This is a genomic window from Arthrobacter sp. Leaf69 (assembly GCF_001422645.1).
Taxonomy (GTDB): Bacteria; Actinomycetota; Actinomycetes; order Actinomycetales; family Micrococcaceae; genus Arthrobacter.
Genome location: NZ_LMLR01000001.1, coordinates 269,249 through 289,467 on the forward strand (window position 1 = coordinate 269,249; position 20,219 = coordinate 289,467).

General features: G+C 70.2%; 12 protein-coding genes. 3 read left to right on the forward strand and 9 right to left on the reverse strand.

What is annotated here, in order from left to right; translation table 11 throughout:
• The first annotated feature begins 29 nt into the window (after nucleotides 1-29).
• Nucleotides 30-1,490 (forward strand): FAD-dependent oxidoreductase, encoded by a 1,461-nt coding sequence (locus tag ASE96_RS01235; protein WP_056424858.1) that lies wholly within the window; start codon nucleotides 30-32, stop codon nucleotides 1,488-1,490.
• A 200-nt stretch (nucleotides 1,491-1,690) separates the two neighbouring features.
• Nucleotides 1,691-2,692 (forward strand): DNA topoisomerase IB, encoded by a 1,002-nt coding sequence (locus tag ASE96_RS01240; protein WP_056424861.1) that lies wholly within the window; start codon nucleotides 1,691-1,693, stop codon nucleotides 2,690-2,692.
• A gap of 32 nt (nucleotides 2,693-2,724) precedes the next feature.
• Here ASE96_RS01240 and ASE96_RS01245 read toward each other — a convergent pair whose 3' ends face one another.
• Nucleotides 2,725-3,567 carry a DUF1206 domain-containing protein gene (locus ASE96_RS01245; protein WP_056424863.1) on the reverse strand — a complete coding sequence of 281 codons (843 nt, stop codon included), beginning with the start codon at nucleotides 3,565-3,567 and terminating at the stop codon, nucleotides 2,725-2,727.
• Nucleotides 3,568-3,704: 137 nt separating this feature from the next.
• Between ASE96_RS01245 and ASE96_RS01250 the strand changes: the two genes are divergently transcribed.
• On the forward strand, nucleotides 3,705-4,241 hold the full coding sequence (locus ASE96_RS01250; RefSeq protein WP_056424866.1) for a hypothetical protein: 537 nt from the start codon (nucleotides 3,705-3,707) through the stop codon (nucleotides 4,239-4,241).
• A gap of 117 nt (nucleotides 4,242-4,358) precedes the next feature.
• Here ASE96_RS01250 and ASE96_RS19675 read toward each other — a convergent pair whose 3' ends face one another.
• From ASE96_RS19675 to ASE96_RS01285, 8 genes are all read right to left on the reverse strand, one after another.
• Nucleotides 4,359-4,484 carry a hypothetical protein gene (locus tag ASE96_RS19675; RefSeq protein ID WP_268753729.1) on the reverse strand — a complete coding sequence of 42 codons (126 nt, stop codon included), beginning with the start codon at nucleotides 4,482-4,484 and terminating at the stop codon, nucleotides 4,359-4,361.
• Between the two features lie 57 nt (nucleotides 4,485-4,541).
• Nucleotides 4,542-5,222 carry a FadR/GntR family transcriptional regulator gene (locus ASE96_RS01255; protein ID WP_056424871.1) on the reverse strand — a complete coding sequence of 227 codons (681 nt, stop codon included), beginning with the start codon at nucleotides 5,220-5,222 and terminating at the stop codon, nucleotides 4,542-4,544.
• Nucleotides 5,219-6,523 (reverse strand): MFS transporter, encoded by a 1,305-nt coding sequence (locus tag ASE96_RS01260; protein ID WP_082492514.1) that lies wholly within the window; start codon nucleotides 6,521-6,523, stop codon nucleotides 5,219-5,221. Before ASE96_RS01260 ends, ASE96_RS01255 begins: the two co-directional genes overlap by 4 nt.
• 31 nt (nucleotides 6,524-6,554) lie before the next feature.
• Nucleotides 6,555-7,382 (reverse strand): 4'-phosphopantetheinyl transferase family protein, encoded by an 828-nt coding sequence (locus tag ASE96_RS01265; RefSeq protein ID WP_056424876.1) that lies wholly within the window; start codon nucleotides 7,380-7,382, stop codon nucleotides 6,555-6,557.
• A gap of 2 nt (nucleotides 7,383-7,384) precedes the next feature.
• Nucleotides 7,385-8,185: an ABC transporter permease gene (locus ASE96_RS01270; protein WP_056424880.1), complete on the reverse strand. Its 801-nt coding sequence runs from the start codon at nucleotides 8,183-8,185 to the stop codon at nucleotides 7,385-7,387.
• Complete coding sequence (locus tag ASE96_RS01275) at nucleotides 8,182-9,180, reverse strand: ATP-binding cassette domain-containing protein (protein WP_056424882.1); 999 nt, start codon at nucleotides 9,178-9,180, stop codon at nucleotides 8,182-8,184. The genes ASE96_RS01270 and ASE96_RS01275 overlap by 4 nt, the downstream gene beginning before the upstream one ends.
• Nucleotides 9,177-9,389: an MbtH family protein gene (locus tag ASE96_RS01280; RefSeq protein ID WP_056424885.1), complete on the reverse strand. Its 213-nt coding sequence runs from the start codon at nucleotides 9,387-9,389 to the stop codon at nucleotides 9,177-9,179. Before ASE96_RS01280 ends, ASE96_RS01275 begins: the two co-directional genes overlap by 4 nt.
• Nucleotides 9,390-9,453: 64 nt before the next feature.
• Nucleotides 9,454-20,145 (reverse strand): non-ribosomal peptide synthetase, encoded by a 10,692-nt coding sequence (locus ASE96_RS01285; protein ID WP_056424888.1) that lies wholly within the window; start codon nucleotides 20,143-20,145, stop codon nucleotides 9,454-9,456.
• Nucleotides 20,146-20,219 lie beyond the last annotated feature (74 nt).

The following is a 20,219-nucleotide window of genomic DNA, read 5'->3' on the forward strand; positions in this document are numbered from 1 at the left end:
CGGATGCAGAAGAACAAAGGAACACAGCCGTGTCAACGAACACCCCTGTAGGAACTGCTGCCCGCCCGCTGCGCATCGCCGTCGTCGGCTCCGGACCCGCCGGTGTGTACGCCGCGGACATCCTGACCAAGAGCGAGGCTGTCAAGAGCGGCGAGCTCACCGTGAGCATCGACCTCTTCGACCGCTACCCGGCGCCGTACGGCCTGATCCGCTACGGCGTGGCCCCGGACCACCCGCGCATCAAGGGCATCGTCAACGCCCTGCACAAGGTCCTGGACCGCGGGGACATCCGCTTCTTCGGCAACGTCGACTACGGCACGGACCTCTCGCTGGAGGACCTCCGCACGCACTACGACGCCGTCATCTTCGCCACCGGGGCCATCAAGGACGCGGACCTGAACATCCCGGGCATCGAACTTGACGGCTCCTACGGCGGCGCCGACTTCGTCTCCTGGTACGACGGCCACCCGGACGTTTCCCGCGACTGGCCGCTGGAGGCCAAGGAAATCGCGGTGATCGGCAACGGCAACGTGGCCCTCGACGTCGCCCGGATGCTCTCCAAGCACGCCGATGACCTCCTGGTCTCCGAAATCCCGGACAACGTCTACCGCGCCCTGAAGGACTCCCCGGTGACGGACGTGCACGTCTTCGGCCGCCGCGGCCCGGCCCAGGTGAAGTTCACCCCGCTGGAGCTGCGCGAGCTGTCCCACTCCAAGGACGTGGACATCATCCTCTACGCCGAGGACTTCGAGTTCGACGCCGAATCGGACCGGCAGATCCAAAGCAACAACCAGACCAAGACCATGGTGGGCACACTCACCAACTGGATCGCCGAGCAGCCCGAGGACCACTCCGAGCTCACGGCTTCCCGCCGGCTGCACCTGCACTTCCTGCACAGCCCGGTGGAGGTGTATGACGACGCCGACGCCCCCGGCCGAGTCGCGGGGATCAAGTTCGAGCGCACGGAGCTGGACGGCACGGGGAACGCCCGCGGCACTGGCGAGTTCGTCGACTACCCGGTCCAGGCCGTCTACCGCGCGATCGGCTACTTCGGCTCCTCGCTGCCCGAAGTCGAGTTCGACCACAGCAAGGGAGTTGTCCCGAACGACGGCGGCCGCGTCCTGGACGCTTCCGGCACCCATGTGCCGGGCATCTACGCCACCGGCTGGATCAAGCGCGGCCCGGTGGGCCTGATCGGCCACACCAAGGGCGACGCCCTGGAAACCGTGACCTACCTGCTGGAGGACCGCGAGAACCTGCCGCTGGCCGCGGCGCCCGCACCGGAGACCATCGTCGAACTCCTGGAAAACCGCGGCGTGCAGTACACCAGCTGGGAAGGCTGGCTGGCCCTGGACGCGCACGAGCGGTCCCTCGGCGAGAAAGCCAGCGCCGACGCCGGTGCGGACGGCATCCAGCGCGAGCGCATCAAGGTGGTCCCGCGCGAGGACATGGTGGAAATTTCCCGCGGCGGGGTGGCCGCGGAGGTCTAATCTCCCATCACCGCACAGCAACGCGGGGTCACTCCGCGCCCGTCCCGGAAGGGATTATGGGCCATGAGCGACCCCGCGTTGTTTCGTGGTGGGGGAAATCGGGGTTTGGTCAGTAGGCTTACCGTTATGGATGAGCAGCGCACACGAACGGCCGTCCCGGGGACCCCCGCGCCAGGAACCTCCGGATTCGGAATCGGCCGATGAGGCTCCGGCACAGCAACGCGTCCGGCCGCGGCTACCGCCGGGTCGCTGCCGGGACCGGCTTCAGCTACAAGGACCTGGACGGCTCCACCCTGCCGCCCGGGCCTGTGCGCGAGCGGCTGGAGAGCATCGGCATCCCGCCGGCGTGGACGGACGTATGGATTGCGCCGTACGACAACGGGCACATCCAGGCCACCGGACTCGACGCCGTCGGCCGGCGCCAATACATCTACCACCCCAGCTGGCGGGAGAAAAAGGACCGGCTGAAGTTCGACCGCTCCCTCCAGCTTGCGGAAACCCTGCCGGCCGCGCGGCGGCTCGTCACCATGGACCTGCGCTCCGAGGGCCTCGGCCGGGACCGCGTGCTGGCCGCCGCGTTCAGGATGCTGGACAGCGGATCGCTGCGGGTCGGCTCCGAGCGGTACACGAACGAGAACGGCAGCCACGGCCTCGCCACCCTGCTCTGTGCCCATGTGGGCGTGCGCAAGGATGAGCTCCGGCTCAGTTTCCCGGCCAAGAGCGGCAAGAACTGGGAGTCGCGGATCCACGACGCCGACCTCGCCGCCGTCATGCGCCAGCTCAAACGCCGCGGCGGCAACGCCCGCCTGCTGGCCTACAAGGACGGCCGGAGGTGGCGCCCAGTGACCAGCGCGGAAATCAACGAGTACGTCAAGGAGCGCACCGGCCAGGACTTCACCGCCAAGGACTTCCGTACCCTGCGCGGGACGGTGGCCGCCGCCGCCAGCCTGGCGAAGAGCGGTCCGCAGCCCAAGGTGTCCGCGCGGAAGCGGGCGGTGAGCCGCGCCATGCTGGATGCATCCGAGGTCCTGGGCAACACGCCGTCGATCGCCCGGAAGAGCTACGTCGACCCGCGGGTCCTGGACCACTTTGCCGCGGGGGAGACCATCGACCCGAAGCGGCTGGACTCCGCCGAATCCGAAGTCCGGGCCCTGCTATACCAGGAAGGCGACGTCGTCCCGCTGCAGAAGGCCGCGGGATAGCTGCTGCGCTGCACGCCCCCTACAGCCGCCCGCTACATCCGCCCGAACCGGGCCCGAACCAGCGCGAACGCCCCGTAGGCGATGAAACCTGCCCCGATTGCCAGGAGCAACGCGGGGCCGAAGCTGTGGTCCTGCAAGGCCTTGAGGCTGCCGTCCAGGCCGGTGGACGACCCGGGATCGTTGGTGGCCGCGGCGATCACGAACAGCAGTCCCGTCAGGATCAACGCCACACCCTTGGCGATGTGGCCGGCTACGCCCAGGCCGCTAATGAGATGGCCCCTGTGCGTCCCCTCGAAGTGGGCCAACTCTTCCTTGAACTTCTTCCCCACGCCCTTGACGACGAAGTACACCCCGATCCCGATGATGGTCAGACCCAAAGCGATCAGTGCCGGCACTCCGAACGGGCTCCGCACCAGAGCCGTGCTGAAGTCCCGCGTGGAGTCGCCGGAATCGCCCCGGTTGCCCAGCGCGAACCCTGCGAAGCTCAGCCCCACGCTCCCGTACGCGATGCTGAGGAACCCGGAGGACACCAGCTTGCCGAGCCGCTCCCGGCGCGGGAGGTGCCGCGCGCGGAGGGTCGCCTCGCTCAACTGCCACAGCGAGAGCCCGGCGCAGGCGATGAAGCCCGCCCACATGACCGCCGGGCCCCACGGGTTGGCCGCGAGCTGTTCGATGGCCCCGGTGGGCTCGGCCTGGCCCGGGGCGCCGAGGACCAGTGCCACGGCGATCGCACCGATGACGATGTGCAGCAGCGCCATCACGGCAAAGCCGGTGCGGGCGACGACGTCGAGCGCCGCGCTGTCCGATGCGGCTTCTGCGGCGTCAACGGCGTCGCCGGCGGCTGACTGGCCGTCCGGCGTCCGCGAAGATTCCATGCAGTTGAGTCTACGCACGGGGGACTCCGTCCCTCGAAGTATCAAGAATTTCATAAGTGTGCTTACCATAGCCGGGTCGCGGCCTTTCGCAGGCGGCGACATTTCCGGATTCGAATACAGACGATAGGAAGCTCAACATGGCAGGTAATCTCGTTGCCCGATCCATCCACGACCTGACGGCAGGCGCCTGGTTCGGCGGCTCGCTCATGGGTGCCATTGGTCTGAACGGTGCGGCGGCGGAAGCCAAGGATCCGGCCGAACGCACCCGGCTGTCGAGCCTGGGCTGGAAGAAGTGGGCCCCGTTCCAGACGGCGGCCTTCGGTGCGCACTTCCTCTCCGGCCTCGCGATCATGTGGGAGAACAAGGGCCGGATGGCCAAGCAGGACGGCGTCGCCCGCCTGACCGTCTACAAGTCCGTGGTCACCCTCGCCGGCGCCGCCGTGAGCCTGTATGCCGGACTCCAGGGCGCCAAGGTGGACAAGCTCGCCAGCGAAGGTGCTGAGGGCGCCACCGAACCCAAGCCTGGCGCGTCCGAGGAGCTCCGCTCCGCACAGCAGCAATTGAAGGTTTTGCAGTGGGCCATCCCGGTCCTGTCCGGCCTGGTGATCGTCCTCGGCGCCAAGCACGGCGAAATGCAGCGCCCGAAGAACGTCTTCAAGGGCCTCGCGCGCTAACCGCGTCTGCACTTGCACGATTGAAGGGCTTCCGGGCCGGAGCGTTGACATCCAGGCCCGGAAGCCCCGCCGTGCCGGTCCCGGTGCTGGGGAGGAACCGGCCGCTGGAACGGGTGGTCAGAATTCGGCGCTGACGAACCCGAAGATGATGGCCGGCCGCCAGCTCACCTGGGAGACGGTCAGGGAACAAACCGCGAAACCATCGCAGGGTGTCCGGACGGTGCCGCTGAACCTGAGCATCATCCCGCAACCTTGGGAAAACCCTGTGAACCGGCTGGCGGAGCCTGAGCCGAGGGCGCCCTACTGCTGGATCCACTCCGCACAGGAGTTCAGGTTCCGGTGCACGCTCTCGACGGCGGCCGTTTCGTCGTGCGCGGCAATCGCGTCCACAAGTTCGTCGTGACCTTCGTGCGGGAGCCCGTTGAAGCCGCTGCGGCCCTGCTGCCGGAGAAGGTCGGCGTGGAAGACGACGCCGAAGCTGACGTACAGCTCGTGAAGCAGCGGATTGCCCGACGCCTGTGCCACGAGCACATGGAAGTCCCAGTCGGCACGGGCCCAGCCGGCGTAGTCCTTAGCCAGCCACGCGACACGGCGCGCCTCGAGCAACTCACGCAGGGCATCGACGTCGTCCGCGGTGGCGTGGCGGGCGGCGAGCCGCGCCGCCTGGGTGTCGAGCCCGACGCGGACCTCCAGGATGTGCACCTGCGAGTGGTCCCGGTACATCCGCTGGGCGGCTCCGGAGATCTCGCTGGTGGCGCGGACGTAGGTGCCGTCTCCGCGGCGGACTTCCAGCATGCCGCTGTGGGCGAGGGCCTTGACCGCCTCGCGCAGAGTGCCCCGCGAAACGCCGAGAACTGCCATGAGTTCGGGTTCGGCCGGAATCCGCTGCTGCAGCGGCCATTCGCCTGAATGGATCAGCTCCCGCAGTTTGGCGGTGACCTCCTCCACGAGCGGCGTCCGGTGGGATGTGCTCAGTGTCATGACTGCGCCTCAGCGGTAGATGCCAGCGCAGACGGGCCAGCGGACTGCGGCTCCGGGGACTGCGGCTCGGGGCGCCGGGGAACCCTGGGCAGGGACGTCAGGAGATGCCCGACGGCGATCTGGCCGAGCGCCACGGCCAGCAGCAGGATCAACGGCAGCGTCCAGGAGCCGGTGGCGCTGTGCAGCAGCCCCATGCCGAAGGGGCCGAGCGTAGCCAAGAGGTAGCCCGCGGACTGCGCGACCGTGGACAGGGCGGTGGTTTCGGCGGTGGTGCGGCCGCTGCGGCTGATCATCACCATTACGAGCGGGAAGATGCCGAGCCCGAACCCCAGCAGCACCGCTGTCAGCGGCGCCCAGGCGACCGGCAGGACAAGCATAGACAGGACCCCGGCCGCCATCGTGACAGTTGCCAGGTAGAAGGCCGTCCTTTGCATCCGGGGGCGTGAGCCGATTGCGACCAGAGCCATGCCGGCCGGAACGGAGACGAGCTGCATCAGGCCGAACATCAGTCCGCCCTCGGAGGCTGTGAGGCCCAGTGTGACCAGCATGTAGGGGAACCAGCTCAGCACGGCGTAGGCCAGCAGGGCCTGGACGGTGAAGCCGAGCGTGATCAGCAGGCCGGTGCGGGTCCGCAGCAGGGGCCAGGGGGACACCCGGCCGGCCTTGACGGCGGGCGCGTTGCGGTGGGCGTGCAAGGCGATCGGCAGGAAGCCGAGGCAGGCGCCCAGGGCCAGGAATCCGATGGCGCCGACGCCGGCGGAAGGCGAGCCGAGCTGCTGCGCCACGGGGACGATCAGCACAGCGACCACGGTGGCGCCGGTGGTCATGGTCACCGTGTACAGCGCCGTCATCAGGGACGTCCGGTGCGCGAAATGGACCCGGATGAAGGACGGCATCGCCACGTTGCAGATCGCCAGCCCGGACATCCCGACGACGGTGCCCGCCAGCAGCATGCCGGTGGACGGAATGCCGCGGACCAGCAGCCCGGCCGCGAGCAGCACGAGGGAGAGCAGGATGGCCTTCTCCAGCCCCAGGGAGCGGGTGAGCCACGAGGTGGCGGCGCCGGCCACGGCGAAGCACAGCGTGGGGATGGAGGGAATAATGGCCGCGATCAGCGGCCCGTAGCCGAGGACCTGCTGCAGGTCGTGCAGGAGCGCGGCGGCGCCGGTGATGCCGGCGCGCAGGTTGAGGCCGATCAGCACGATCGCGACGACGCCGGCGATGATCACGCCGCGCGGTGCGCGCACGACGGCGGGAGGTGCTGTCTCGGGAAGGGCGGTCGCCGCCATACTGCTAGCCATACCCAAAGGTTAGACGTTTGACGTTTGCGGTTTAACCTTTAGTGGCGAATATCTCGCCAAGTGACACGGCCCGGGCGGTCAGGCCGGCGGGGGCGGCGACGGCGGCGGCGTAGCCGTCGGGCGCTGGAACTGGAGTGACGAGGAGGCCATGGATCCCCGGGTACCCGGCGCACTCCGCGCGCAAGGTGCCCGACGTGCCGATGCCCGCCGTCTCCCGGGTGCCCGCGGGGACCAGCCGCACACTGGACGGGTCCAGGGCCAGGCCCACGCCCGAGGCTTTCAGCGCGGCCTCCTTCGCCACCCACAACCGGATCCGTCCGGCGTCGGTGAGCTCGGCGTCGGCCGGGTCAGGGTCCGTCGGTTCGGCAGCGGTGACGGCGTCCGGCCAGGTCCGTTCCTCCGGGGCGAGAACATAGTCGTCGAAGCCCGCGAACACCTCGGCCGGGACGCGTTCGATGTCCGCGCCGAGGCTTGCCCCTTCCGGAGCCGATGCCGCCATAACGGTTCCATGGCTGCGGGACAGGCTCAGCGCGACGCCGTCGATCGAGGGCTTGCCGTGACCGGTGCTGCCGCAGCCGGCGCACCGCCGCCGGACGTCAAGCCCGGCGGCGTCGGCGGGCGTTAGCCCCAGCCGCCGCGCTGCCAGCAGCCGGAACAAGGCATGGGACGCCACGTAGTCCAGCCGGTCCGCCGCGCGCCTGAACCGGAGTGAGGCGTCGCGTTCCCGCGCCGACAGGAATGCCCCAAGATCCCCGAACAGCCTGCCGCAACCACCCAGGCTGGAACGGGCCGCGGCGTCCTGCAGCGCGGCGGACGGCACCGCCGCGTACTCGATCCAGGCGCCACGGGTGCCGGGCATCGTCACCGCTTGCTGATCCGGCGGTACTGCGCAATCGCCAGCGGGGCGAAGACGGCGATGATGCCGACGCTGCACAGCACCGAGTAGAGGATGGCGTTGTCCGCGGGCCAGCCGCCCGGGGTGCCGAAGCCGGCCGGGGCGGCGTTACCAAAGAGCTCGCGGGCGGCGGTGGCGACGGCGGTCACCGGATTCCATTCTGCAATCACGCGGAGCGGGCCGGGAAGGGAGCTGACGGACACGAAGGCGCCCGAGACGAAGGTGACTGGGAACAGCCACACAAGGCCCAGGCTCTGGGCGACTTCAACGCTCCTGGCCGTCAGGGCGATGACCGCTCCGATCCAGGAGACTGCGAAGGCAAACAGGAGCAGCAGGGCCAGCGCCGCGAGGGCGGATGCCGGGCCGGTGGTGATCCGCCAGCCGATGGCGAGGCCGCAGAGCAGCGTCACGGCCACGGACAGCACGCTCGTGGACAGGTCAGAGGAGGTCCGTCCCAGGATGACGGCCACGCGGGACATCGGTAGTGAACGGAAGCGGTCGATCAGCCCGAGCTGGAGGTCCTTGGCCAGGTAGACCGCCGTGAACGAGGCGTTGAAGGTCAGGGTCTGCGCCAGGATGCCGCCGATCAGGTAACTGCGGTACTGGTCACCGCCGAGGGTGCCGCCGAAGACGAAGCCCAGCAGCAGCACGAACATGACGGGCTGCACGATGCCGGTGACCAGCGCCCCGGGGGTGCGCAGAACGTTGATGAGGTTGCGCCGGGCAATGACGGAGCTGTCGCGGGCAGCGGCCGTGATGGCGCTCATGCGGGCACCTCGACTTTCTCCAGAGCAGAAGCTTTCGGGGTCTGCGCGTCCGGGGTTGCCGCCGCGGCGTGGCCCGTGAGCCGCAGGAACACGTCGTCCAGGGTGGGGCGGCGCAGGGAGGCCTCGTCCACCGGCAGGGCGCGGGCGTCCAGTTCGGACAGGACCCGGACCAGCAGCCGGTGGCCTTCGGGGGCGGCAATGGAGACGCGCAGGTTCTGCGGGTCGTGTTCGGCCCGGGAACCCGGCCCGGACGCCCGCTCCAGCACCCCCGCGGCCGCGGTGAGGTCTGCGGCGTCGCGCATGACGACGTCGATCCGTTCCGTTCCGGCGCTTTGCTTCAGTTCCGCAGCGGTCCCCTCGGCGATGACGCGGCCGTGGTTGATGACCGCGATGTGGTCCGCCAGCCGGTCGGCTTCCTCGAGGTACTGCGTGGTCAGGAGGACAGTGGTGCCGTCCGCTACGAGACTGGACACCACGTCCCAGGTGTCCAGCCGGCCGCGGGGGTCCAGCCCGGTGGTGGGCTCGTCCAGGACAACCACCTTGGGCCGGGCCACGATGGCCCCGGCGAGGTCCAGCCGCCGGCGCATGCCGCCGGAAAAGGTACCGGAGCGTTTGCCGGCCACGTCGGTGAGCCGAAAGCTTTCGAGCAGCTCGTTTGCCCGGGCCACGGCGTTCCGGCGGTTCATGCCGTACAGCCGGCCCACCATGTGCAGGTTTTCGAAGGCGGTGAGTTTCTCGTCCACGGCGGCGTACTGCCCGGATAGGCCCAGGTTCCGCCGCACCAGGTCAGGATCGGCCAGGACGGAGTGTCCGGCGATCCGGGCGTCACCGCTGTCGGGCGACAACAGGGTGGTGAGCACCTTCACTGTGGTGGTTTTGCCGGAACCGTTTGGTCCCAGCAGGCCCAGGACGGTTCCTTCGCCTGCCTGCAGGCAGAGCCCGTTTAGGGCCTTGAAGCTGCCGAAACTCTTGCTGACGTTCTCGACCCGGATCACTGCGAGGCGGCGAGTTCGGCGACCTTGCGCGGAGCCATGTCCGTCCAGGTCCGGGAGACGTAGTCGAGGCAGGCTTCGCGGGTGTCCGGGCCGAACATGGTTACCCAGCCCTGCGGCACGGCCGCGAAGGCGGGCCAGAGGGAGTGCTGCTGATACTCATTCACGAGTACGGAGAACGTTGCGGACTTGTCATCGAATGGATTCGTCACGTTGACCTTTCCTGTCGGTTCTGGCGTTCGGAAAGCCCCTCTTGTGGAGCGGAGGCATCACTGGTTATTCGTCTCCGCCGCCCAGTTGGATGGCCAGCGCGGGCATAATTGCGCTGAGAGCCCCGTCACTGAGCAGCTGGGAGTGCCGCTCCGCCACGGGAACGTCGGTGATGGTTCCGGTGATGAACGGCTGCCACGCATCGCTGCCGGGAGTACCGGCAGGCACCTCCCGGGTGGCCCGGAAAAACACCAGCTCGCCGTCGAACACTTGCGGCTGCTCGTCGCGGATCAGCCGGGCCAGCTCGGGGAAGTTCCCCACCATGGCGTTGACGGAGTCCAGCGGAACCGTGCCCAGCGGGTTGTGGTGTTCCCGCAGGATTTCCTGCGCGCGCTGCCCGTCCAGCCCGGCCATGTCCTCGGCCGGCAGTTCGTAGCCCTGGGCGTCGAGGTAGCTGGCCCACAGCCCGGGGCCGGACCCGACGTCGGCGTTGTCCTCCTGGTTGCCGGGGAAGGCATCGAGGATGGCCAGGAACGCCACGTCCTCGCCGAGTTCCTGCAACCGGGTGGCCAGCCGGTGGACCAGATGGCCGCCGAAGGACCAGCCCATGAGGTGGTAGGGGCCCTCGGGCTGCACGGAACGGAGCTGGGCGATGTAGTCGTCCGCCAGTTCGGTCAACGTGGCGGCCTCCACCGGGTGGGTCCGGCCCGGTTCCATTCCGGGCATTTGCAGCCCGATCAGCGGCCGTTCCGGATCCAGCTTGCCCAGCATGGACGCGTAGCCCCAGCTGATGCCGGAGGCCGGGTGCACGGCGAAGAGCGGGAGCTTGGTCCCCGTGGTCCGGAGCGGCAGCAGCTGGCGCAGGCTGTCCGCGGCGCTTTCGTCGGCACCCTTGGCGGCCTCGCGGAGCAGACCCTCAACAGTGGGCGCCCGGAACAGCGACTGGACCGTCAGATCCGTGCCCAGCGCCGCGTTGACCTGGGCGATCAGCGGCCGGGCCAGGAACGAGTGGCCGCCGAGCTCGAAGAACGATTCGTCCACGCCGGCACGGTCCAGGGACAGCACCCCGGCGAAAATCCCCGCGACGGTCTTTTCCCGCGGGGTCCGCGGACCGCGCCCGGCACGACGGTCCGCGCTTCCGGGATCCGGCAGCGCCCCCGCGTCCACCTTGCCGTGCGGGGTCAGCGGCACCTCCGGGATCACGACGACGGCGGCTGGCACCATGTAGTCCGGCAGCAGCCCGCGGACGTGGTTCCGGATGGCGTGCGGCAGGGTGCCGACGTCGATTTCGCAGTCGGGCCCGGATCCGGGTTCGGACCCGGCGTCCGTGCCCTGGCCGGCTGCCGCCGGCACGATGTAGCCGATCAGACGCGTACCGCCGCCGCCGTTCCCGCCGTCGTCCCCGATAGAGCGGACGACGGCGGCGCTGACGCCGGGGGCGCTGCGGAGGGCCTGCTCCACTTCGCCCGGTTCCACCCGGAAGCCGCGGATCTTCAGTTGGTCATCGTTGCGGCCCGCAAAGACGAGCCGGCCGTCGGCGTGCCGGTACACCACATCACCGGTGCGGTACATCCGTTCGCCGCCGCCGGCGAACGGGTCCGCGATGAAGCGTTCAGCCGTCAGTTCGGGACGGCCGCGGTAGCCGCGGGCCAGCTGGCGGCCGGCGATGTAGAGTTCTCCGGCCGCGCCGGGCAGGGTGTGCTGCAGCCTGTCGTCCAGGACATAGAGGCGCGTGCCGGCGGTGGGCTTGCCCAGCACCGGTGCGCCGGTATCGACGCGGGCCAAGACAGTGTCCACAGTGGCCTCGGTGGGTCCGTAGAGGTTCCAGGCCTGGACGCCGGGGTGCGCCGCGACCGTGTCCCAGAGCCCGGCGTCGAACGCTTCCCCGCCGAGGGCCAGGCTGAAGCGTCCGGGACGGCTGCCGGTGGCGTGCGTGTCGAGCAACCGGGTGAACTCCGGTTCGGTCAGGAGTTGGCGCAGGTAGCCGGGGGTGGTTTCCCAGGCGCTAATGCGGTGCTCCGAGAAGTAGGCGGCCAGTTGCTGGGAGTCGCGGCGGGTCTCATCGCCGATCAGGTGCAGTTCGTGGCCGGCCACCATCCAGAGGATCGGGTCCCAGGAGGCGTCGAAGCCGATGCCCGTCGTGTGGGCGACCCGCCGGGGTCGTGCGCCGGCCAGCAGGGTGTCGCGGTGCGAGCCGAGGAGCGCCGCCAGTGCGCCATGGCTGACCTCGACGCCCTTCGGCCGGCCGGTAGAGCCGGAAGTGAACATCACGTAGGCCAACTCGTGCGGGGCCGGCGCGGTGAAGGCTGCCGGGCCGGCGGCCGCCGCATCCCCGCCCGCTTCCGGGGCTGTGCCCGGGCCTTCCTCCTTGGCTGCCGCGAGGTCTTCCAGCACCAGCACGCGGGGCCGTTCCGTCAGCTCCGAGAGGAGCTGTTCCACCCGGGCTGCCACGGTGCGGCTGGTAAGGATCACCGGCGGGGCGGCGTCCTCGATGATGGCCGACGCCCGCTCGTCCGGGTATTCGGTGTCGATCGGGTTGTAGACCGCGCCCGCGGCGAGCACGCCGAACATGCTCTCGACTGTTCCCCGTGAACGGGGCAGCAGCACGGAAACCACATCGCCGCGGCTGACTCCGGCCCCCGCCAAGGCGGCGGCGATCAGGGACGCCGAGGCGGCGAGGCTCGCAAAGCTCAGGGTCCCGTCCTCGGCGACCAGTGCGGAGGCATCCGGCGTCGCCCTGACCGTGGCGGCGAGAGCCGCCAGGATGCCGGGCTCCGCGCCGGAGGTGGCTGAGCCGGTTGCCGGGTCCGAGCGGGTTCCGGCGGTGGCCGCCATCAGCGTGATGGCCTCCTGGTCCCCGAGCATGGGGAGCAGGGAAACCGGGGTGTCCGGCGACGCGGCGGCCAGTTCAAGGAACCGGCTGAAGCTGTCCGCCAGCCGCCTTGCGGTTGCCTCCTCGAACATCGCCGAGTTGTAGTCGAGCGTGCCGTTGAGTCCGCTGTTGTTGCTGTTGGCGTCGGGCCGGAAGGTGAAGGAGAGGTCGAACTTGGCTTCGCCCGATGCTGTCTCCGGCTCGGTGTCCACGCGGACTCCGGGCAGCTGCGGGACCGCCGGCGCCTCGTTGTCTACGGTGAGCATGGTCTGGAACAGCGGGTGGCGGCCCAGCGCACGGTCCGGATTTACGGCCTCGACGAGACGTTCGAAGGGCACGTCGTCGTGGTCGAAGGCCGCCAGGATGCTCTCCCGTGACCGGCCGAGCATGGTCCGCAGGCTGGGGTCGCCCGCAGCGTCGACCCGCAGCGGCAGGGTGTTGACGAAGAAGCCGACCAGTTCGCGCAGCGCCGGATCCGTCCGGCCGGCCGTGGGGGAACCGATCACCAGGTCCTCGCCGGCGCCGCTGCGGTGCAGGAAGGCGGCCAGTGCGGCGTGGAGCGCCATGAACAGGCTCGCGTTCGACGCCGAAGCCAGTCCGTTGAGTGCCGTGACGCTGGCGGGGGCCAGCCGGAAAGTCAGCTGCCGGCCGGGCTGGTGTGATTCGCGGGGCCGGCGGTGGTCCGCTGGCAGCATGATTTCGGCCGGGATGCCGGAGAGGGCATTGCGCCAGTGGCCCAGCTTGGCGGTGAGCGCCGTCCCGTCGAGCTGCTGCCGCTGCCAGTTGGCGTAGTCGGCGTACTGCAGGGGCAGCGGTGCCGGGCCGGCAGCCGGGCCTTGGCCGCGGGCGGCTTCGTAGGCGGCAGACAGGTCCCGGGCGAGCGGGGCCAGGGACGCGCCGTCGCTCGCAATGTGGTGCATCACGAGGTGCAGGACCCACTCCGGTTCGTCCGCCGAGTCGACCGGGATGAGCCTCGCCCGCAGCGGCAGCTCGGCGCGGACATCGAAGCCGCGTTCGGCGTCGTCCCGCAGCAGGCCGGGCACCTCGGCCCGGGTCGCGACGGCGCTGATGGTCAGGCGCATGCCGGCGCCGTGGGCGCCGTCGGACGGGTCCAGGACCACCTGCTCCGGGACCCCGCCGGTCTCCGGATAGATGGTCCGGAGGACTTCATGGCGCCGGAACAGGGCGCCGACGGCGGCCGCCAGCGCCTGCTCGTCGAGCGCCCCGGTGAGGCGCACCGCGAGCGAGATGTTGTAGTCGGCCGAGCCCGGGTCCAGCTGGTTCAGGAACCACATCCGGGACTGGGCGTAGGAGAGCGCCAGACTGTCCGGCCGGACAGAATCAGCGCCGGCCAGCCAGTCCGTGAGCGCGACCGGTGCCGCGGCAGGGTCCGGCTGCCCGGTGTCCGTGTCGGACCCGGGGGCTGCGACGGAACCGGCAGGACCCTCTGGGCGCGTCTGCCCGTGGACTGCGGCCAGCAGCCCCGCCGGCGTGGGCTGATCAAAGAGCATGCGCAGCGGCAGTTCGGTGCCGAAAGCTTCGCGAATGCCGCCCATCATGGCGACCGCGAGCAGGGAATGCCCGCCCAGGACAAAGAAGTCATCGCCCATCGAGACCTCGGTGACGCCGAGGACGTCGGCGAAGATCCCGCACATCGTGTGTTCGTCCCCGGTCGCCGGGGCGGGACCGGTGCCGGTGCCGGCACCGGCGGACGGAGCCGGGAGGGCCTTCCGGTCCAGTTTGCCGTGCGGGGTCAGGGGGATGGCGGGCAGGTGCACAAAGACGGCCGGGACCATGTAGTCGGGCAGTTTACCGGCGGCCAGGGCGCGCAAGTCCTCGGACCCCGCGGTGCCGGTGTAGTAGGCCACCACGCGGTGGGCCGGTTCGCCGTCGGCCACGGCCACGGCGCGCTCAACCTGCGGATGGGAGGACAGCGCGGCCTCGATCTCGCCGAGTTCGATCCGGAAACCGCGGACCTTGACCTGCTCATCCGTGCGGGAGAGGAACTCGAGCGAGCCGTCCGGCCTCCGGCGGACCAGGTCGCCGGTGCGGTACATCCGGCTGCCGTCGGCGGCGAAGGGGTTGGCCACGAAACGGGAGGCGGTCTCGGCGGGGCGCCGGTCGTAGCCGCGCGCCATTCCTGGACCGGCCAGGTACAGCTCGCCCGGGACGCCGGCCGGCACCAGCGCCAGGTATTGGTCCAGGACGAAGGTGTCCGTATTGGCGATGCCGCGGCCGATGGCCGGTGTTCCGCCGCTGATCTCCGCGGTCACCGAGTCCACGGTGAACTCGGTGGGGCCGTAGAAGTTGTGGGCCGAGACCTCCGGGGCCGAGGCCAGCTGCGTCCACAGCCCGGGGGTCACGGCTTCGCCGCCGAGGGCCAGCAGCAGGGGCTGTTCCCGGGGCGCCTCGAGCAGGCCGCTCTGCAGCAGCTGGCCGGCGTAGGACGGCGTCGTTTCCAGCACGTCGATGCCGTGGTTGCGGCAGTAGCCGGCGAGCGACTCGGCGTCGCCGCGACCCTCGTCGGCCACGAGATGGAGCTCCGCGCCGGCGATCAGCCACAGCATCGGGTCCCAGGCGGCGTCGAAGCCGAGGCCGGCGATGTGCGCCACGGAGACGGTGCCGTCCGCACCGGCGGCCTCGAAGCGCGGCGCGTACAGGGTGCGGTGGTGGTGGCGGTACAGGTTCGCGAGGGCGCCGTGCGGGACGGCCACCCCCTTGGGGCGTCCGGTGGAACCGGAAGTGTAGAGCACATAGGCCAGGTCACCGGCGGCCGGGCGGCGCTGTGCCAGGGCGGCGTCGGAAATGCCGGCACCTGCTGCCAGCAGCGTGTCGACGTCCAGGGTCCGCGGACCCTCGGAGCCATCCCTACCTGTGGCCGGTGCGCCGGAGATGACGACGGCGGGTGCGCCGTCCTCGAGGATGATCCGGATCCGCTCCTCCGGGTAGGAGAGGTCCACCGGGATGTAAACCGCGCCCGCGGCCAGCACCGCCAGTGCGGCAGCGACGACGTCGGCCGTGCGCGGCAGCGCCACGGCCACCCGGTCGCCGGGCTTCACTCCGGAGGCCAGCAGTCCCTTGGCGAGGGCCTGGACCCGGCGGTGGAGCTGGCCGAAGCTGGCGCCGGCCTCCGTCCCGGCGGCGTCGACGAGCGCCGACGTGTCCGGGATCCGTGCCACGGTGGCCCGGAAGGCGTCGACGACGGTCTCCGGCGCCTCCGCGCCGGGTGCAGAGTCTCCGGTCCGAAGGCTCTGCTCCAACGCGAGCCGGTGCTGCTCCGGGGACTGGATCCGGAGCCGGTCCAGGGTGATTCCGGGATCCGCGGCGAACTGCTCCGCCACGGCCAGGAAGCCGGCCACGAGCTGCTCGGCGGTGGCCCGGGTGAACAGGGCAGGGTTGTAGGCAAGCGAGCCGCGGATGCCGGCGTCATCTTCAGCCAGGTCCAGCAGCAGGTCGAACTTGGCCCCGCCCGGTTCCTGGCTGAGGTCCGCGGTGGCTTCGAGACCGTCCATGGAGAGCCCGGCAACTGCCGTGTTCTGCAGCGTGAGCATGACCTGGAAGAGCGGATGGCGGTGCTGGGACCGGGCCGGGTTGAGTTCCTCAACCACGCGCTCGAAGGGCGCGTCCTGGTTGGCGTAGGCGTGCAGGTTGGTGTACCTGACGCTCTCCACGAGCTCCGCCGCGGTGGGGTTTCCGGAGGTGTTGGTCCGCAGCACCAGGGTGTTGACGAAGAAGCCCACCAGTTCGTTGAGCTGGGTGTCCGTGCGGCCGGCCACCGGCGTGCCCAGCGGGATGTCCTCGCCCGCGCCGGACTTGGTGAGCAGGGCCGCGAGCGCGGCCTGCAGCACCATAAAGAGGCTGGCGTTGTGTTCCCGTGCCAGGGCGTTGAGCCGGGCGCTGGTTTCCGGACGGATGGTGAGGTGAAGGGACGACGCCGGTTCGGCGGCGCCCTGCGCGCCCCGGCTGAAGTCGAACGGCAGCCGCAGTTCCTCGGGGGCGCCGCGCAGTTCGCGGGTCCAGAACTCGAGCTGGCGGGAGATGGCGCTCGCGGGATCGTCCTCGCTGCCCAGTTCGTCGCGCTGCCACAGTGTGTAGTCGGCGTACTGCACCGGAAGTGGCGCCAGAGGGGTGTCCGTGCCGGCCGCCAGTGCGTTGTAGGCGAGCGAGAGATCCTGCGCGAGTGGGGCCAGCGACCAGCCGTCAGCGGCAATATGGTGCAGTGTTATGGCCAGCACGTGGTGGTCGGGGGCCAGCTGGAACAGGACGGCGCGCAACGGCAGTTCCCGCGTGACATCAAAGCCTCGCCGGGTTTCAGCCGTGAGGGCGCCGGCCAGCCCGTCGGCGGTGCACTGGACCGCCAGCAGCTCCACCGGGCGCTCGGACAGGATCTGCTGGATGGGTTCGCCGTCGAGCAGCGGGAAGAGGGTCCGCAGGGATTCGTGGCGGCCCGCCACCTGGGTGATCGCGCCCCGAAGCGCCGCGACGTCCAGGCTGCCCTTGAGCGCCAGTACCACGGGGATGTTGTAGGCGCCGGATCCGGGGTCGAAGCGGTTCAGGAACCAGAGCCTGCGCTGGGCGAAGGAGAGCGGAATGACGGCCGGGCGTTCCGCCGGTTTGAGCGGGTTCGCGTTGCCGGTTGCCAGCTCAAGCGTCTCCGCGAGGGCGGCCACCGTGGCCTGTTCAAACACGGTCCGCAGGGCGGGCGCGGCGCCGGTGCGGTCCCGCAGTATGGCGACCAGCCGGGTTGCGAGCAGGGAGTGCCCGCCGAGTTCGAAGAAGTCGTCGTCAAGTCCTACGGCATCGAGCCCCAGGACTTCCTGGAAGGCCTCGGCCACGATCCGTTCCCGTTCGTTGCGGGGCGCGGTGACGGCGGATTCCGTCTCCGGCGCGGGGAGCGCGCGCGTGTCCAGCTTCCCGTTGGCGGTCAGCGGGATGGCCGGGATTTGCTGCACGGCGGCGGGCACCATGTAGTCCGGGAGCTGCCGGCGGGCCAGCTGGCGCAGTTCCGCCGTGTCCAGTTCCGGAATGTTCAGTTCGGCCGTGGCCAGCCCGGCGCCGTCGGGCACGGCGGCGGTGACGTAGCCGAGCAGTTGGTCGTAGCCGGCCCGGTTCTTCGTGACGGCGACAGCGGCGTGTTCCACGCCGTCGAGGCCGCGGAGGACCTCTTCGATCTCGGCGAGCTCGATCCGGAAGCCCCGGATCTTGACCTGGGCGTCCATGCGCCCGCGGAACTCGAGGGTCCCGTCCGGAAGCCGCCGGACGACGTCGCCTGTGCGGTACATGCGGGAGCCGTCGGGGACGAACGGGTCGGCGACGAAACGTTCGGCGCTGAGCCCGGGCTGGTCCAGGTAGCCGCGGGCCAGGTTGATGCCGGCGACGTAGAGCTCACCGATGGCGTTGACGGGGACGGGGTTCAGGCCCGAGTCCAGGATGTAGTGCCGGCTGTTGGCCACGGAGTCGCCCAGGGTCGGTTCGGTGCCGGGCCGCATCACGGCGGTGAGGGAATCGACTGTTGTCTCGGTGGGGCCGTAGAAGTTGTAGGCCACCAGCCCGTCCTTCTCCGCGAGGGCGTTCCACAGCGGGGGATCCACGGCCTCGCCGCCCAGGGCCACCACCGACGGGTGGGTGTCCTGGTCGAACAGGCCGCCGGCGAGGAGCACCTTGGCGAAGGACGGGGTGGTTTCGATCGAGTCGATGCCCGTGCCGGCCAGGTAGCCGCTGAGCGCTTCCGGGTCGCGGCGGGTCTGGTTGTCCACGAGGTGGAGTTCATGGCCGGCGATGAGCCAGAGGATGGGGTCCCACGAGGCGTCGAAAGAGAGGCCGGCGGTGTGCGCGACCCTGAGCTTCCGGCCGAGCCGCTCTTCCGCGGGCAGGAAGATGCTGTCCCGGTGCGAGGTGTAGAGGTTCAGCAGGGCGAGGTGCTCGACGCCGACGCCTTTGGGCCGGCCGGTGGAGCCGGACGTGAAGATGACGTACGCAAGATCCTGCTGCCCGGCCGGGCACTCCAACGCGGACCCGTCCTTGCCGTCCAGGCAGGACACCATCAGGGCGGCGTCCAGCACGGTGACGGGGACGTCCGTTGCGAGTTCGGCATGCCCGGAGTCCCCGCCGGTGAACGCGGCGGACGTCAGCAGGCGGACCGGGGCAGCGTCTTCGAGCATGCCCTCAACCCTGCCCGCGGGGTAGTCCGGGTCCAGCGGCAGGTACGCGGCCCCGGATTTCAGGATCGCCAGGATCGCGACGGGCAGCAGGACGCTGCGGTCCAGCCGGACGGCAACGGTCAGCCCGGGGCCCGCCCCGTGGCTGCTGAGGAACCTGGCCAGCTGATTCGAGCGGGTTTCCAGCTCGCCGAAGGTGAGTTCGCCGTCGGGCGCGACGACGGCGGTCCGGGAAGCGGACTCCCGGGCGCTGTGCCGGAATTCCTCCACGAGGGTGTGCCGGGGGAGGGTCGTGTCGCCGGCGTCGCCGGCCGCCAGCAGGGAGCGTTCCTCGACGGCAGTGGTCACTGACAAGGCGGCGACGCGGGACTCGGGCCGGGTGGCCACATCGGCGAGGAGCCGGACGAACCGGTCCAGGTGCTCCTCCAACTGCGTGGTGCTGTAGAGGGCGGCGTTCGCTTCGAACTGGATTCTGGGTCCAGGTTCCGGGGGCGCGGTTGTGCCGGACTCGACGCCGGACCCGTCGCGGCTTGCGGTTGTTCCGGCGTCGAGGCCATGGACGATGACCGAGAGGTCGTCGATGGGGCCGGTGGACAGGATGTTCATGGTGCCGCGGGCGGGGCCGAAGCTGATGTCGTCCAGGACGGGCAGGATGTTGACCGAGGGTCCCCGGTAGCCGCTGTGGGCGTTGAGGTCCTCGAAGCGGCCGCGCTGGTGGATCACGGCTCCGCGGAGGGTGTCACCCACGGCCGTGATGGTGTCGCGGACTGTTGAGCCGGGTTCGACGGCGACCCGGATGGGCACGATGTTGGAGAGCATCGACGGCGTGGATTTCGCCAGTTTGCCGCGGCGCGCGGTCACGGGCAGGGCCACGGAGACGTCGCGCTCTCCGGTGATCCGGTGAAGGTACAGGGCTGCCGTCGTGAGGATCAGCGCCGGCGCGGAGCCGGCCGCAGACCGTAGCGCTGCGGCAGCCGAGTCAGGCAGGACTCTGGCGGCACGGACCAGCGAACTGGCGGCACCCGCGGGCCGGCCGGCAAGTCCTGCAGCGGCCGGGGCATCCCGCAACTGGTCTTCCCAATAGACCCGGTCGGCGTCGGCGGCATCGGACCCTGCATGGGCGTTCTCAGCGGCCAGGAGTTCGGCGAGGGAGCCGAAGGCCCGAGTGTTTCCGGGTCCCGTGTCCCCGGTGGCAGCGCCGCCTGGTTCCGCGCCGTCCAGCAGCTGCTGGTACTGCTCCGCCACGCGCTGGAGCACCAGCACGGCGGAGTAGCCGTCCAGCATGAGGTGGTGGACCCGCTGATAGAAGAAATGCCGGTCGTCGGCGAGCTTGATGAGTTCGGTATGGAGGAGCGCGTCCGTGACGGCGTCGCGGGCGAGGCCCAGGTCCGAGTCCATCAGTACGCGGGCTTCGGCCTCCGGGTTCTGAGCGCCGCTCAGGTCCGTCACTTCCATCCTCGCCGGATGGGGCCTCGGGAGCTGGAAGGGGCCCGCATGGTCCTCACCGAAGACCATGTTGAGGGCATCGGTCCCGCCCACGGCCCGCGCCACGGCGTCGGCCAGCACCGGCACGTCGAGCGGCCCCAGGATCTCGACGAACTGTCCGATCTGGTACATCGGATTCTCCGGCGCCAGCTGCTGCGCATACCAGATGCCTCGCTGGGCCGGACTCAGATCGAGCCGGCCGCCGGAGTTGTCGGGCTGGGCGTTCAGGGGATTCGGGGACATGTTCCTTCTCGGGTATCTCGAGTGGCCGGTGGGCGTATTCGGGGCACCCCGCAGGGGCCCGCGCCGAGGGCTCA

Excerpts from the sequence above, each read along its gene's own strand:
- ASE96_RS19675 (WP_268753729.1), bottom strand. The coding sequence starts at position 4,484 with ATGATGCTCAGGTTCAGCGGCACCGTCCGGACACCCTGCGATGGTTTC.
- ASE96_RS01245 (WP_056424863.1), bottom strand. The coding sequence starts at position 3,567 with ATGGAATCTTCGCGGACGCCGGACGGCCAGTCAGCCGCCGGCGACGCC.
- ASE96_RS01250 (WP_056424866.1), top strand. The coding sequence starts at position 3,705 with ATGGCAGGTAATCTCGTTGCCCGATCCATCCACGACCTGACGGCAGGC.
- ASE96_RS01285 (WP_056424888.1), bottom strand. The coding sequence starts at position 20,145 with ATGTCCCCGAATCCCCTGAACGCCCAGCCCGACAACTCCGGCGGCCGG.
- ASE96_RS01260 (WP_082492514.1), bottom strand. The coding sequence starts at position 6,523 with ATGGCTAGCAGTATGGCGGCGACCGCCCTTCCCGAGACAGCACCTCCC.
- ASE96_RS01255 (WP_056424871.1), bottom strand. The coding sequence starts at position 5,222 with ATGACACTGAGCACATCCCACCGGACGCCGCTCGTGGAGGAGGTCACC.
- ASE96_RS01265 (WP_056424876.1), bottom strand. The coding sequence starts at position 7,382 with ATGCCCGGCACCCGTGGCGCCTGGATCGAGTACGCGGCGGTGCCGTCC.
- ASE96_RS01240 (WP_056424861.1), top strand. The coding sequence starts at position 1,691 with ATGAGGCTCCGGCACAGCAACGCGTCCGGCCGCGGCTACCGCCGGGTC.
- ASE96_RS01270 (WP_056424880.1), bottom strand. The coding sequence starts at position 8,185 with ATGAGCGCCATCACGGCCGCTGCCCGCGACAGCTCCGTCATTGCCCGG.